The organism is Flavobacterium sp. LPB0248 (assembly GCF_013388355.1).
Classification (GTDB): domain Bacteria; phylum Bacteroidota; class Bacteroidia; order Flavobacteriales; family Flavobacteriaceae; genus Flavobacterium.
The window spans coordinates 704,829-718,492 of record NZ_CP058246.1; the positions used below are offsets into that span (position 1 = coordinate 704,829).

Here is a 13,664-nt window from a genome sequence, read left to right on the forward strand (position 1 = left end):
AATGAAAATAAAATTTGCAGTATTTCTACTGTTACCATTCGTGTTGATTTCTTGCTCTAGCACCATTTCAACAGCAAAAAAAGAATATACTTTTAGTACATCAAAAGAATTAAAATCAGATTGGGCGATTAACTCTAAAGAATGGATTTTACAAAATGATACTCTTACAGGAAACGGCTCTCTTTCGCCTTGGGGAGTTTTGGTTTCAAAAAAACAGCTTCCGGAGAATTATGAAATCGATTTTAAAGTCAACATGACAAATGCATCTTTATTCGAAACCATGCTCAATTTGGACAAAGGAAAATATATTAGAACATATTTATATCAAATTGATCAAAACCTAGTAATTGGCGACGGAGTTTATGATAAAAAAGACGATTCGTATGGCAAACGTGGCGGCCCAACCTTATTCAAAAAACCAATGAAGCTGGAAAACAACAAATGGTATGCTATAAAAATTAGAGTTCAAAACAGCCAATTATACTTTTCTATAGACAGCCAAACTTCATTAGAATGTTCTCTTGAAAAAAGCAATCTAAACCAAAAAGGAAAATTAGGCTTCATAACCAACGGAGAAGTCAAAATAACCAATTTAAGAATTAAAATGCTTTAAAAAGGTTTACCTTAATGCATTAATGATAAAAACAAAAAAGCTCCCAAAAAGGAGCTTTTTTTATCTAGTATAAGAATTATCTAATTTTCAAATTGACAAATTATCTAATTAATTTTCTTCTTCCGTATTATGCGATTTCACATAAACACGCCATTTCTCGATACAATCCTGAAAATCCTGAGGCAATTCTGTATCAAAACGCATCATTTCTCCCGTAGTTGGGTGAACAAAACCAAGCGTTTTAGCATGTAGCGCCTGACGAGGTAAAGCTTTAAAACAATTTTCTATAAACTGTTTGTATTTCGTAAAAGTCGTTCCTTTCAAAATCAAATGACCTCCATAACGCTCATCATTAAATAACGGATGACCAATATGTTTCATATGTGCACGAATCTGGTGCGTTCTTCCTGTTTCTAATTTACAAGAAATAAGAGTCACATAACCAAAACGCTCCAAAACTTTATAATGCGTAATAGCAGGTTTTCCAATTTCTGGATCATCAAAAACGGCCATTTGCATTCTGTCTTTTAAATGTCTAGCCAGATTTCCTTCAATTGTACCGCTCTCAGCCACAACATTTCCCCAAACCAGAGCAATATACTCACGTTCAGTAGTTTTAGCTTCAAACTGCTTTGCTAAATGCGTCATAGCAGCTTCTGTTTTAGCTACAACCAAAAGCCCGGAGGTGTCCTTATCGATTCTATGGACCAAACCTGGACGCTCACTGCTATTCATTGGCAGATTATCAAAATGATGCGCCAAAGCATTTACCAAAGTTCCTGTATAATTTCCGTGACCTGGGTGCACAACCATTCCAGGCTCTTTATTAATCAATAAAAGAGCATCATCTTCATAAACAATATTCAACGGAATATCTTCAGGAAGAATATGATTTTCAAATGGAGGATGCGACAACATAACCGTTATCACATCAAAAGGTTTTACTTTGTAATTTGATTTTACTGGAATCTCATTTACGAAAATGTTTCCATTGGTTGCCGCATTCTGAATCTTATTTCGTGTGGCATTCGGAATCAAATACATTAAATATTTGTCAATACGCAAAAACGCTTGACCTTTTGGGACTTCAAATCTGTAGTGCTCAAATAATTCGTCTTCCAGATCTAAATTTTCTTCAATATTATTGTTCATCATTTGGGGTTTCTGCAGGCACCGCAGTACTATCTGTCGCCTGACTTTCATCAACATAACTTGCTTTTCCATCTCCTAAAACCAAATCAATTTTAGAAGCTTTAAGCACTCTATCACCTACTTTTAAGTTTCTTCCTTTGTAACGCATTTCCAAAACCATATCTTTTCCAAGATTCGGAATATACGTGATCGTTCCTGGCTCAAGACCTAACGCCTTTAACGTTGGTACAGCTTCACGATATGTTTTCTCGATCAAATCTGGAATTTTCACAGAAGAAAAACCAGAAGCATTAATCTTGATATAAATTTTTCTACCCACTTTTACCATTGTTCCAGGCAACGGATCTTGCTCCACAACACTATATTTTGGGTATTCACTTCTGTAATCAACACTGTCTAAAAGAACGTAATCTAAATCAAGTTCGTCCAATTTGTTTTCCACTTGTTCCTCAGTTAGTTTTGACAAATTCGGAACAGCTATTTCATGTCCGTGATCTGTTGTAAAAGTCAACCAATGCATAAATAAATAACCAATAACCGCAATGATGGCTGCGGCCGCAAGCAATTGCAAGAAAAAAACTCGGCTTGTTAAATACTGACGTAAACTCATAAATTTATTTTTAATAGCGACAAAGATAAAGTATTTCGTTTCAAAAAAAATGATAATTTTGTTTAAAACAAGAAACTCGCATGATTGTCATCCTGAGCGAAGTCGAAGGATAATTTTCAGGAGCTATTTCCCGCTTTCGCCTATATTCCCGATAAACAAAAACTACGGCTAAAAAGCCTTGTTTTTCTAAATCGGGAGATACCGGCTCTATCGGGGCTAGGGCACTCGATTTCATAAGAACGTTATTTATTAAAAAACATATATCAAATAAAGTTTCAAAACAGGTTTAAACGATTTACATCAAAACCTGAAACTTGAAACAAATTAAAACCTGAAACAAAAACATGAAAAACATTGCCATCATCATGGGCGGCTATTCCAGCGAATACAAAATATCATTAATCAGCGGGAATGTCGTGTATCAATATCTTGACAAAACAAAATACAACGGATTTCGTATTCACATTTTCAAAGAAAAATGGGTTTATGTAGACCAAAACGATGCCGAATTCCCAATCGATAAAAATGACTTTTCTGTTACAGTAAATGGCGAAAAAATCACATTTGACTGCGTTTTCAACGCTATTCACGGAACTCCGGGCGAAGACGGATTAATGCAAGCTTACTTTGAATTAATCGGATTGCCGCAGTCTTCTTGCGATTATTACCAATCGGCATTAACATTCAATAAAAGAGATTTATTGTCTGTTTTAAAACCATACGGAATCAAAACAGCTATTTCTTATTACTTAAACAAAGGAGACGAAATCGACACAGCAGAAATCGTTAAAAAAGTTGGGCTTCCTTGTTTCGTAAAACCAAACAAAGCGGGTTCAAGTTTCGGGATCTCAAAAGTAAAAACCGAAGCTGAATTGCCAATCGCGATAGAAGTTGCGTATAAAGAGGACAACGAAATCATTATTGAAAGTTTCCTTGACGGAACTGAAGTTTCTGTAGGTGTAATTAACTACCAAGGAGAAATTAAAGTGTTGCCAATTACAGAAATTGTATCAGACAATGACTTCTTCGATTACGAAGCAAAATACGAAGGGAAATCTCAGGAAATCACACCAGCAAGAATCTCTGACGAATTGACTAAAAAAGTAAGCGAAACCGCAAAACGCGCCTACGAAGTATTAAAAATGAAAGGCTTCTCAAGAAGCGAATTCATTATCGTAAATGACGAGCCTCACATGCTGGAAATGAACACTATTCCAGGTTTAACAACCGAAAGTTTAATTCCGCAGCAAGCAAGAGCAGCGGGAATTTCACTAGAAGATTTGTTCACAAACGCAATCGAACTAGCTTTAAAATAGACGCTAAGATACTGAGGTGCTAAGATTCTAAGTTTTAGCACCTTTGTTTTTTACCCTAATACAAATGTCAGACTGAGCGAAGTTGAAGTCAAAACCTTTGAACCTTTGTCACTTCGATCCTAAAAAACTTAGTCCCTTAGAATCTCAGAACCTTAGAACCTCAAAAAAAATGCGAAAAGCCATATTTCCAGGATCATTTGACCCAATTACATTAGGACATGAAGATATCATCAAAAGAGGAATTCCTTTATTTGATGAAATTATAATTGCAATTGGTGTCAATGCCGAAAAAAAATACATGTTTTCCTTAGAAGAAAGAAAACGCTTTATTGAAGAAACTTTCAAAGACGAACCAAAAGTTTCTGTAATTACCTATGAAGGCCTAACGATTGATCTCGCTAAAAAAGAAAAAGCCAATTTCATTTTAAGAGGTTTGCGCAATCCTGCCGATTTCGAATTTGAAAAAGCCATTGCCCACACCAACAGAAAACTTTCGAAAATAGAAACCGTTTTCTTACTGACAGCTGCAAGTACCTCATTTATCAGTTCGAGCATTGTACGCGATGTATTGCGTCATGGTGGTGAATATGAAATGTTGGTTCCGAGTGCGGTTAGGGTTAAGAAATAAAAATCATTAAAAAACAACCCGAAACTATTACAAAATGAAAAAAATAATTATACTTTTTATTTTACTCTCTATTTCGAATAACTCTATATCCCAAAGCGTAATTGCGACGGTCTATAGCGGTCCCCATTTGATATTAGCTACTGATTGGTCAAGATTTAGCACTAAAAGCATAATCGTAGAAAAAGTGGATGGAAGCAAAAGTAAAACATATTACTTTTCGACTCCTAGACCCATAAATCCAAGCGCAATGTTTGTTGAAGGTCTGGACAACGATTTCGAACAAGGCTCATCCGTAAAAGTTTACATCTTAAAACCTAAAATAAGTGGTATTACTTCTAATCAAATACAAGCAACTGTCATTAGTGGACCACACTTAGAGAAAACAATTGATTGGTCTACCTATAGCAATAAAAATATACTTGTAGAAGAAACTAACGGACAGAATCAAAATATCTATAAAGCAACCATCAATAGAAATTACAATCCCAATGCTATGGCAGTTCCTGATATGAATAATGACTATCCGCAAGGAACCATTGTAAATGTTTATACAATAGAAGATCTAAGTTTCTTAAATAATAATATCGGCATTGGTACCAGTGTTCCTGTATATAAACTGGATGTCTGCGGAACAATCAGGGCTAAAGAAATAAAAGTGGATTTGCAAGGAGGTTGCGATTTTGTTTTTGAAAAGGACTATAAATTATTAGGACTTAATGAACTTGAATCCTTTGTAAATACTCATAAACATCTTCCAGAAATAGATTCAGAAAAAACAATGATTGAAAACGGACTAAATATGAAAGATTTTCAATTGAAATTATTACAAAAAATAGAAGAATTAACGCTATATACAATTCAGCAAAACAAAGAAATAAACACTCTAAAAAAGAAAGTTAATTCACTAGAATCCAAAAGCAAAAGAAAATAACTTTTTAGTTTTTATTTGCTATCTCAGCTAATAAAAATCAACAAACTTGCCAGCGAAGCAAATTATAAGTAATTTCGCATTTTTAAAATAAACACCAAACAATGAGTATCGAGAGAGAATTAAGCAAACGAAGCGGATCTAAATGTGAACTTTGCGGTAGTGAAGAAAATTTAAAAGTCTATCAAGTTTTGCCAACTAGAAAAGGCGGAATTGATGAAGCTGTATTAGCCTGCAACACTTGTATCGACCAAATCGAAAATCCAGATAATGTTGATTTAAATCACTGGAGATGCCTTAACGACAGCATGTGGAACGAAAATATTCCTGTACAAGTTGTGGCTTGGAGAATGTTAAGCCGTATGCGTGCTGCGGGATGGCCACAAGAATTGCTTGATATGATGTATTTAGATGAAGACACTCTAGAATGGGCAAAAGCAACGGGAGAAGGCGAAGATGACGAAAATAAGTTAGTTCATCGTGACAGTAACGGCGTAGTACTACAACACGGAGATTCGGTTGTTTTAATCAAAGATCTTAAAGTTAAAGGTTCGAGCATGGTTGCCAAACAGGGAACCGCTGTTAGAAACATCCGTTTAGATCACGAAAACGCCGAATATATTGAAGGAAAAGTAGACGGACAGCAGATTGTGATTATTACACAGTATGTGAAAAAAATATAATTTTTGAGGTTCAGAGAAACAAAGAGACAAAGGTGCAAAGTTTCCAAACTAAAATAAAATCTTTGTCCCTTTGTAACTCTGAGCCTTTGAACCTAAAACAAAAAAAGCTGTTCTATTAGAACAGCTTTTTTTGTTTATTCTTGAAAATTATTTCTGGAATAATTTATTGATTTGGTCTTTTACGAATGGCTCAGAAACATTGTTTGTTGCTGCGTCTCTTTCTTTACCAGAAACCATAAATTGAACTGTAGCTTTGTCTGGAACCACATTTCCTGTGTAGTGCAACCAAATATAGTTGTTAGGTAACTCTAATTTGATATCGTACAATGGAGAAGCTGTAAATCCGCCCATGATAATGTTATATAAAGAATTATAAGCATTATCTATGTTTTTAAATGAAAATTTTCTCAAAGTCGAATCGTCATCACTTTGAACGATAGTGTAATACACAGTGTATTCGTCACCAATTTTCTGAATGTAGTTGTTATTTACTTTTCCTAATTTTTCTACAGGAACTGTTTCTAGAACCTTAACCTGTGCAAACGAAATAAAAGTAAAAAACAATGCGGCAAGAGTAATAATCTTTTTCATATAGTATTTGGGGTTACAATTTTACGAACACAAAAAAACATAGAAATATTGAAAAAACACCTATCAATTCGTTATTTTTTTAACATAAAATTGTAAAACTTAGCCACTCACTTCTAAACTATTGAAATACAATAAAATAAACACCAAAAATTAAAATTACAAATTCCAATCTTCATGTCTACATCTTGCTTATCGCATCTTTCCTTTTAATTAACTAAAATCAATACTTCCCTTTCTTCTCCTCCTCTACTTTCTTGATGACATTTCGGGCAACTTCGATTTTAAACTTCTTGCCTTTCATTTTTTCATCCTTGATATTTTTCAGAAGTTCTTTTACTTTATTGTATTTTACGGCAGCAAACGAAACAAAATCTTTTACTTCAATTAAACCTAAATCGTCTTTTTCTAATTTTCCTTTTTGAGAAAAGAAGCCTACAATGTCAAATTTATTCAACTTGGTTTTCTTTCCGCCACTGATGTAAATAGTCTGAAATTGAGGCGGATTCGGAAGCGAAACTTTTCCTTCAACATCCAAAACCTTCATTTCATAATCTATATAATCTAGTTGCTTTTCACTTTCGTGAATGATAATATACGCCGTTCCTGTTGCTTGCATACGCGCCGTACGACCATTTCTATGTGTAAACTCGTCTTCTTTTAATGGCAGATGATAATGAATAACATGTTTCATTTCTGGAATATCCAAACCTCTTGCTGCCAAATCGGTTGTAACCAAATACGTTACACTTCCGTTTCTAAACTGAATCAGCGCACGCTCACGTTCTTCTTGATCCATTCCGCCATGATAATACACCGAATAGATTCCTTTTTCGTTTAACGTGTCACTAATACGTTCTGCCGCATCGCGATGGTTACAGAAAATAATTGCTGATTCTGATTTCAATGAACAAATCAAATTGAATAAACTCTCCAATTTATCTTTTGATAGCGAAATCACCATTTTCATAGATAGATTGGCTTTTTCTTCTTCCTCTGGAATAAAATCTAAAACCGTCGGATTAACAACTCTTGTATATTTCGGAATCTCAATATCTGAAGTTGCTGAAACTAAAACTCTCTTATTGACTTTTGGTAATCTCCCAATGATAAAAGACATTTGCTCGTGAAACCCTAATTGAAGTGATTTATCAAACTCGTCTAAAATTAAAATCTGAATTTTATCGGTTCTAAAAGTTTCTCTGTCAATATGATCGGCAATTCTTCCAGGCGTTCCAATTAAAACCGCTGGCGGATTGCTTAAGTTTTTGATTTCAGTGTCAATTGAATGTCCGCCATAACAAATATTTACTTTGTACTGCGTTCCCATTTTTTTCCAAACTTGTTCGATTTGAAGCCCTAATTCACGTGACGGAACCAAAATTAAACATTGAACAGAAAGAATTTCAGGCTGTAACAATTCTAAAATAGGAAGCAAAAAAGCTAATGTTTTTCCAGATCCTGTTGGAGAAAGTAATAAAACGTTGTTTTCGTTTAAAATAGCATCGTGTGCCATTTCCTGCATTTCGTTCAGGCTCTGAATTCCTAAATTCGAAAGTATATCGTTGGAATGGTGTTTTTTCATGCTGCAAAAGTAATTAAAAGGTTTCAAGTTTCAGGTTTTCTTTGTTTCAAGTTCTCTTAACGGCAATTCCAATAGCTATCGAAAAAATTTTTTCTCGCAGATTTTGCAGATCAAGCAGATTAAATTTCAAATACCAAAATAAAAAATCTCCTAAATCTGCAAAATCTGCGAGAGACTAATAACCACAAAGCGTATCAACTTGAAACTTGAAACCTGAAACAAATAAAACTATTATATTTGACCATCAAAAAACCAAAACCATGAAACTTTTTACATTTCTCTTTTCACTTTTCACCATCACTATTTCCGCTCAAAACAATAAGAAATACGATACCTTTTTTGAGAAAGGAAACGGAAATCAATCTGCTTCTTATCAGGAAACTATCGCTTACTGGAAAATGCTTGCTGCTGATTTCCCAACGATTCAAATGAAAGAAATGGGACTGACAGATTCTGGTGAACCTCTACACATGATTACCTTCAATCCTGACAAGGAATTTGATTTTGATAAAATCCAGAAAACCAAAGCCGTTTTGTTTGTCAATAACGGAATCCACGCTGGAGAACCTGACGGAATCGACGCGACAATGCAATTTTACAGAGATTTGGCAACAGGAAAAATGAAAGCGCCAAAAAACACCGTTTTGGTTACCATTCCAGTTTATAATATTGGCGGAGCTTTAAATCGAAATTCTACAACTCGCGCCAACCAAGACGGACCAGAAATTTATGGTTTTAGAGGAAATGCAAGAAACTATGATTTGAATCGTGATTTAATGAAATCGGATACTCGAAATACAAAAAGTTTTGTGGAAATTTTCCAGAAAATAAACGCCGATGTTTTTATCGATAACCATGTAAGTAACGGCTCTGATTATCAATACAAACTGACGTACATCATGACACAGCACAACAAACTGGGAACAGTTTTGGGCGATTTTATGAATAACGAAATGATGCCGGCTTTGGTAAAAGATCTTCAGAAAAAGAAAATCGAAACTACGCCTTATGTCGATTCTTTTAAAGATACACCAGACAAAGGTTTTGGGCAGTTTGTCGATAGTCCACGATATACAACGGGTTACACTTCATTGTTTAATACGATTGGTTTTGTGGTCGAAACACACATGCTGAAAAAATATGCCGAACGTGTAAAAATGACCTACGAATACATGAAATCGACTTTGGATTTTACCGATGCTAATTATCAAAAAATAAAAGATTTAAGAGTACAGAATTTAGAGCAATATCAGCCAAAAAAATCATACACTTTAAAATGGGAATTGGACAGTACAAAAGCGACTACTTTTTCGTTTTTAGGTTATGAAGCAGGTTACAAAAAAAGCGACGCTACAACAGGAAATCGTTTGTATTACGACCGCACAAAACCGTACAAAAAAGATGTTACGTACATTAAAGAGTTTAAATCGATTAAAGAAGTCATGATTCCGACTGCTTATGTTGTTCCAAGAGGATATTGGAACATTATCGATCTTTTAAAAAACAATAATATTTCCTTTAAACAAATTAAAAACGATACGATTATTGAAGTCGAAAGCTACAGAATTGCCGATTTTAAAACCGTTCCGTCTGCTTATGAAGGGCATTATTTGCACAGAAACACAACCGTAACTTCTAAAATCGTTAAAATGGCTTTCGCCAAAGGAGATTACATCGTGCCAACAAACCAAAAAGGCGTAAAATATCTTTTAGAAGCTTTTGAGCCAGAAGGCGTTGATTCGTTTTTTAACTGGAATTTCTTTGATGCTATTTTACAGCAAAAAGAGCATTACTCAGAATATATTTTTGAAGATACTGCTGGACAACTATTAAAAGAAAACCCAGCTCTAAAAGCAGAATTAGAAACAAAAAAGCAAAACGACCGCGAGTTTGCTAAAAGTGCAGAAGCGCAATTGGATTGGATTTACAAGCATTCTGTTTATTATGAAAAGGCGCATATGCAGTATCCTGTTTATCGCGTTTTGTAGATTTTTTATTGCTTTTTTTTTAACGCAAAGTGCGCTAAGTTTTTTTGATTTTGATTGGGTTTTGTTTGCGATAAGAACGCAAAGCTATAAGTGTACAACTTTGTCAAAATTCTTGCTCAAAGTTTTGTTGCACAACGTTTGTCATTTCGAGGAACGAGAAATCATACTCGTAGCTCGACAAAGATTGTCAATATTCTGCATGGAATTACTAGTGTGATTTCTCGTTCCTCGAAATGACAAAATATTCTGTAATTTTAAAAAAATTGAAAATGCCATACAAACTTTTTCTCGACGATATTAGAGATGTAAACATCGTTTACAAAAATCTAACTAATGATGATTTTGTTATAGTTAGAAATTTTGAGGATTTTAAAGCCGTAATTCTAGAAAAAGGACTTCCTGAATTAATTAGTTTTGATAATGATTTAGGTCTCGATGCAAATGATCAAGTTGCCGAAGATGGTTACGCTTGCGCTAAATGGCTGGTTTATGAATCTGGAATTGATTTGCAAAATTTAATGTTTAATGTGCATTCTGCGAACCCTGTCGCTAGCCAGCAAATTCAAGGCCTATTAGATAATTACATTAAACATTTGAAATCACAATAATTCAGATTTACATTCCTTCATGTAACAAAAGTAACTATAAAAAGCGAGGATGTTTTATTTTGTGGGCACACATTACAAATCCGCGCTATCGGAAAGAGACGCTCGCGCCAGCTACAATAAACCAAACAAAAAAGCCTAATAAAAAACAACTTTTATTAGGCTTTTCTATATCCAAAAAGAACAAAAAACTTATTTATCCTTCAATATTTTTTCTAAGTACTCCACTTTATCTTTTTCAGCTTGAACCAAACGTTCGTAAAGCTTTTTATTTTCTTCGTAAACTTCAACTAGCTTATCAAGCGGATTGAAATTACATACATTATTGGTTCCGAAATTAGTGCCATGACTTCCACTATTGTCATAGAAATTATTAAAAAAATTAATTGCTGCTTCGTCTGAAAAGTTTTTTAGCGCTTCAACAGTTACTCCTAAAGCTTTAGCAATTTGCTTTAACTTTTCATCATCAATCTCTTCGCTATTTTCTAAAGCTGAAACAGTTTGTTGGCTCATTCCTAAAGCCTGTGCCAAAGCTTCTTGCTTCATGTCACGAAGTTCACGAATTCGGCTTATTTTTCGCCCTATATGGCTTGGTTTTGTATGTGTGCTCATAAGTCAAAGATAATATAAAAAGGTCATAACAAATATCTAGTAACAAACAGATTTAAATGGTATCGTACCATTAAAATGATTTAATCTTTTTAGTTACTAGGTTTTAAACAAAAGTACGATTTTTGAGACATGAAATTAAGTAAGTTTTTAAGTTTCTGAGATTCTAAGGTGTTAACTTTTAAGTTTGTCAAAGTTTAAAACTTTGACAAACTTAAAATTAGATTAAAAAAAAGTCTTAATTTGCTTTCTAAAATATCTCTTTTGATAATTAATAAAAAGATCAATTTAAATTACCTTAACCTTATTTTTTTAACCGTAAAACAGAAACTTTAGACATTATGAATGCAGTTATAAAAGATTACGATTATTCGTTGATGGCTTGGCAATTTTTTTGTTTACTTTTTGGGATAGCAATACTTTATTTGCTGTACAAAGTTTATAAAAAAGTTAAATAAGTTATAGCTAATAAAATAAATAGTCCTAGAATGCACTAGGCTAATTTTATAAAAAAGTTGAGCTAAAGAAATTCAAAAAACCGAATATTAATCCTACTTTTAATTTGTATTTTCGTTTTACTTAACTTCTAACTTATATTTTATGTCATTTCAAGGATACCTAAAAACGATTAAAGAAAAAACAGGAAATGGTCCTGCTGAGTTTAGAACTTTGGCAGAGCAAAATGGTTTTACTGCAAACGGCGAATTAAAACCTGAAGTAAAAGCTGGAGATATTGTAAACTGGCTTAAAAATGATTTCGCCTTAGGGCAAGGTCATGCAATGGCAATTTATGCGTTGCTTAAAGGCATTAAAAACGAGGATAGCGAATAAAAAAGTTCTCACTACAAACAAAATGAACTTTTAAAGACGAGTGCCGCGTGAGGGATAGAGCCAAGCTACCGAAGTAGCGGCGAAAGCCCGACAGCAATAAAAAAAAGACCCAATGAACGCAAAGTTGATTGGGTCTCTTTTTTATTGGTGGCACGTCCAAATGATTGATTTCTAATTTAAAAAACTTTAAATATCTTTTATTTTAGAATCTGGGCCTGAGCGATAAGCAATTGGCGCAGCCATTTTTTCTTTTGGATTTTTTTCTTCTTCAAATAACAATTTGATGTTTTCGTAGGAGTTTTTAAGTGCTTCTTTGATTTGTTCTGGATTTAACCACGCTACTTTTTCTATTCCTTCTTCGATTTGTCCGTGTGGTGTTCCTTCAAAATCGGAGAACATTTCGAACCAATGCGTAATTTTAAGTTTGTATTTTCCGTTGCGTTTAAAGATGTGATAGGTTTTTTGAAGTTTATTCGTAATACGAAGCTGGTTTACTCCTGTCTCCTCCTCTACCTCACGCATAGCCGTCGCTTCAATGTCTTCCCCTTTCTCGATTCCGCCTTTTGGCAGATCCCATTTTCCGTTTCTAAAGATAAACAAGACTTCGCCTTTCTTATTGTAGACAAAACCTCCACCTGCTTTATTCACAGGAATCTTGGCTTTAAGGGTTTTCATTATCTCACTTTCGTCGGGATGATATAGAATGGCTTTTTGAATTTTATTTTGAAAAATTTTTATAATAAGCTGTTCGATATCAATACTCTCCAACAAGAACAATTGGAAATCTGTTTCACGCGAGATTTCATTTGTCAAAAAAAGTGGTTTGTCGTTTACAAAAACTTTATACATTTGTACTATGATTTTTAATAAAGATACTGCCGAAAAAACAGCCGAATTGCTTTTGCAAATAAATGCAATTAAATTGAATCCCGAAAATCCTTTTACATGGGCTTCTGGTTGGAAATCTCCTATTTACTGCGATAATAGGTTAATTCTTTCATTTCCGAGCATCAGAAACTATGTTCGTGATGAGTTTGCTAAAAACATCGAAAAACAATTTGGAAAACCTGATGTGATTGCTGGTGTTGCTACTGGAGCCATTGGAGTTGGAATTTTGGTTGCCGAAAGTTTAGGTCTTCCGTTCGTATATGTGCGTCCGGAACCAAAAAAACACGGTAGACAAAACCAAGTAGAAGGTTTTTTACAAAAAGGACAAAATGTTGTGGTTGTAGAAGATTTAATTAGTACCGGAAAAAGTAGTTTATTGGCTGTTGAAGCTTTAAGAAATGAAGGTGCTAATGTTAAAGGTATGGCAGCTGTATTTACTTATGGTTTTGGTGTTGCCGAAGAAAATTTCAAAGAAGCTAATGTTGATTTGTTCACTTTAAGCAACTACGAAAACCTATTAGATTTAGCAGTTCAAAAGCAATACATCACAGAAGATCAGCAATCTACTCTGCAAGAATGGAGCGTAAGCCCATCTACTTGGGGACAGGAATAAGATTTTAGATTTTAGATTTTCTAAAAA

General features: G+C 34.1%; 15 protein-coding genes. 9 read left to right on the forward strand and 6 right to left on the reverse strand.

Annotated features, from left to right (window positions below; translation table 11 throughout):
- Window position 1: 1 nt before the first annotated feature.
- Window positions 2-613: a hypothetical protein gene (locus tag LPB248_RS02765; RefSeq protein WP_177210077.1), complete on the forward strand. Its 612-nt coding sequence runs from the start codon at window positions 2-4 to the stop codon at window positions 611-613.
- 108 nt (window positions 614-721) lie between these two features.
- On the opposite strand, the gene LPB248_RS02770 is transcribed toward LPB248_RS02765, so the two are convergent.
- Entirely contained in the window at window positions 722-1,765 is a 1,044-nt protein-coding gene (locus tag LPB248_RS02770; protein ID WP_177212495.1) for an RluA family pseudouridine synthase, read from the reverse strand.
- The gene (locus LPB248_RS02775) at window positions 1,755-2,375 is read right to left on the reverse strand and encodes a PASTA domain-containing protein (RefSeq protein ID WP_177210078.1); all 621 of its coding nucleotides are present in this window, start codon (window positions 2,373-2,375) and stop codon (window positions 1,755-1,757) included. The genes LPB248_RS02770 and LPB248_RS02775 overlap by 11 nt, the downstream gene beginning before the upstream one ends.
- Window positions 2,376-2,719: 344 nt before the next feature.
- Between LPB248_RS02775 and LPB248_RS02780 the strand changes: the two genes are divergently transcribed.
- From LPB248_RS02780 to LPB248_RS02795, 4 genes are all read left to right on the forward strand, one after another.
- Complete coding sequence (locus LPB248_RS02780; protein ID WP_177210079.1) at window positions 2,720-3,691, forward strand: D-alanine--D-alanine ligase; 972 nt, start codon at window positions 2,720-2,722, stop codon at window positions 3,689-3,691.
- Between the two features lie 169 nt (window positions 3,692-3,860).
- Complete coding sequence (gene coaD / locus LPB248_RS02785) at window positions 3,861-4,319, forward strand: pantetheine-phosphate adenylyltransferase (RefSeq protein WP_177210080.1); 459 nt, start codon at window positions 3,861-3,863, stop codon at window positions 4,317-4,319.
- Window positions 4,320-4,353: 34 nt separating this feature from the next.
- The gene (locus tag LPB248_RS02790; RefSeq protein ID WP_177210081.1) at window positions 4,354-5,250 is read left to right on the forward strand and encodes a hypothetical protein; all 897 of its coding nucleotides are present in this window, start codon (window positions 4,354-4,356) and stop codon (window positions 5,248-5,250) included.
- A gap of 101 nt (window positions 5,251-5,351) precedes the next feature.
- Window positions 5,352-5,930, forward strand: a complete 579-nt coding sequence (locus LPB248_RS02795; protein WP_177210082.1) for a PhnA domain-containing protein — start codon at window positions 5,352-5,354, stop codon at window positions 5,928-5,930.
- 147 nt (window positions 5,931-6,077) lie between these two features.
- Here the strand turns inward: LPB248_RS02795 and LPB248_RS02800 are convergent, their stop codons facing one another.
- Both LPB248_RS02800 and LPB248_RS02805 read right to left on the reverse strand, forming a co-directional pair.
- Window positions 6,078-6,521: a hypothetical protein gene (locus tag LPB248_RS02800; protein ID WP_109192792.1), complete on the reverse strand. Its 444-nt coding sequence runs from the start codon at window positions 6,519-6,521 to the stop codon at window positions 6,078-6,080.
- A gap of 220 nt (window positions 6,522-6,741) precedes the next feature.
- Window positions 6,742-8,103: a DEAD/DEAH box helicase gene (locus LPB248_RS02805; protein WP_177210083.1), complete on the reverse strand. Its 1,362-nt coding sequence runs from the start codon at window positions 8,101-8,103 to the stop codon at window positions 6,742-6,744.
- Window positions 8,104-8,363: 260 nt separating this feature from the next.
- Here LPB248_RS02805 and LPB248_RS02810 point away from each other — a divergent pair, with 260 nt between their 5' ends.
- Both LPB248_RS02810 and LPB248_RS02815 read left to right on the forward strand, forming a co-directional pair.
- A complete protein-coding gene (locus LPB248_RS02810) occupies window positions 8,364-10,091 on the forward strand; it encodes a M14 family metallopeptidase (RefSeq protein WP_177210084.1) in 1,728 nt (575 codons plus the stop codon).
- Window positions 10,092-10,360: 269 nt separating this feature from the next.
- Window positions 10,361-10,699, forward strand: coding sequence for a cyclic-phosphate processing receiver domain-containing protein (locus tag LPB248_RS02815; protein ID WP_255462998.1), 339 nt, complete (start codon window positions 10,361-10,363; stop codon window positions 10,697-10,699).
- A 189-nt stretch (window positions 10,700-10,888) separates the two neighbouring features.
- Here LPB248_RS02815 and LPB248_RS02820 read toward each other — a convergent pair whose 3' ends face one another.
- On the reverse strand, window positions 10,889-11,308 hold the full coding sequence (locus LPB248_RS02820; protein WP_177210086.1) for a helix-turn-helix domain-containing protein: 420 nt from the start codon (window positions 11,306-11,308) through the stop codon (window positions 10,889-10,891).
- A gap of 597 nt (window positions 11,309-11,905) precedes the next feature.
- Between LPB248_RS02820 and LPB248_RS02825 the strand changes: the two genes are divergently transcribed.
- Window positions 11,906-12,136 (forward strand): DUF4287 domain-containing protein, encoded by a 231-nt coding sequence (locus LPB248_RS02825; RefSeq protein ID WP_177210087.1) that lies wholly within the window; start codon window positions 11,906-11,908, stop codon window positions 12,134-12,136.
- Between the two features lie 186 nt (window positions 12,137-12,322).
- Here the strand turns inward: LPB248_RS02825 and LPB248_RS02830 are convergent, their stop codons facing one another.
- The gene (locus tag LPB248_RS02830) at window positions 12,323-12,985 is read right to left on the reverse strand and encodes an NUDIX hydrolase (RefSeq protein WP_177210088.1); all 663 of its coding nucleotides are present in this window, start codon (window positions 12,983-12,985) and stop codon (window positions 12,323-12,325) included.
- Between the two features lie 7 nt (window positions 12,986-12,992).
- Between LPB248_RS02830 and pyrE the strand changes: the two genes are divergently transcribed.
- Window positions 12,993-13,637 carry an orotate phosphoribosyltransferase gene (gene pyrE / locus LPB248_RS02835; RefSeq protein ID WP_091130212.1) on the forward strand — a complete coding sequence of 215 codons (645 nt, stop codon included), beginning with the start codon at window positions 12,993-12,995 and terminating at the stop codon, window positions 13,635-13,637.
- Window positions 13,638-13,664: the final 27 nt, after the last annotated feature.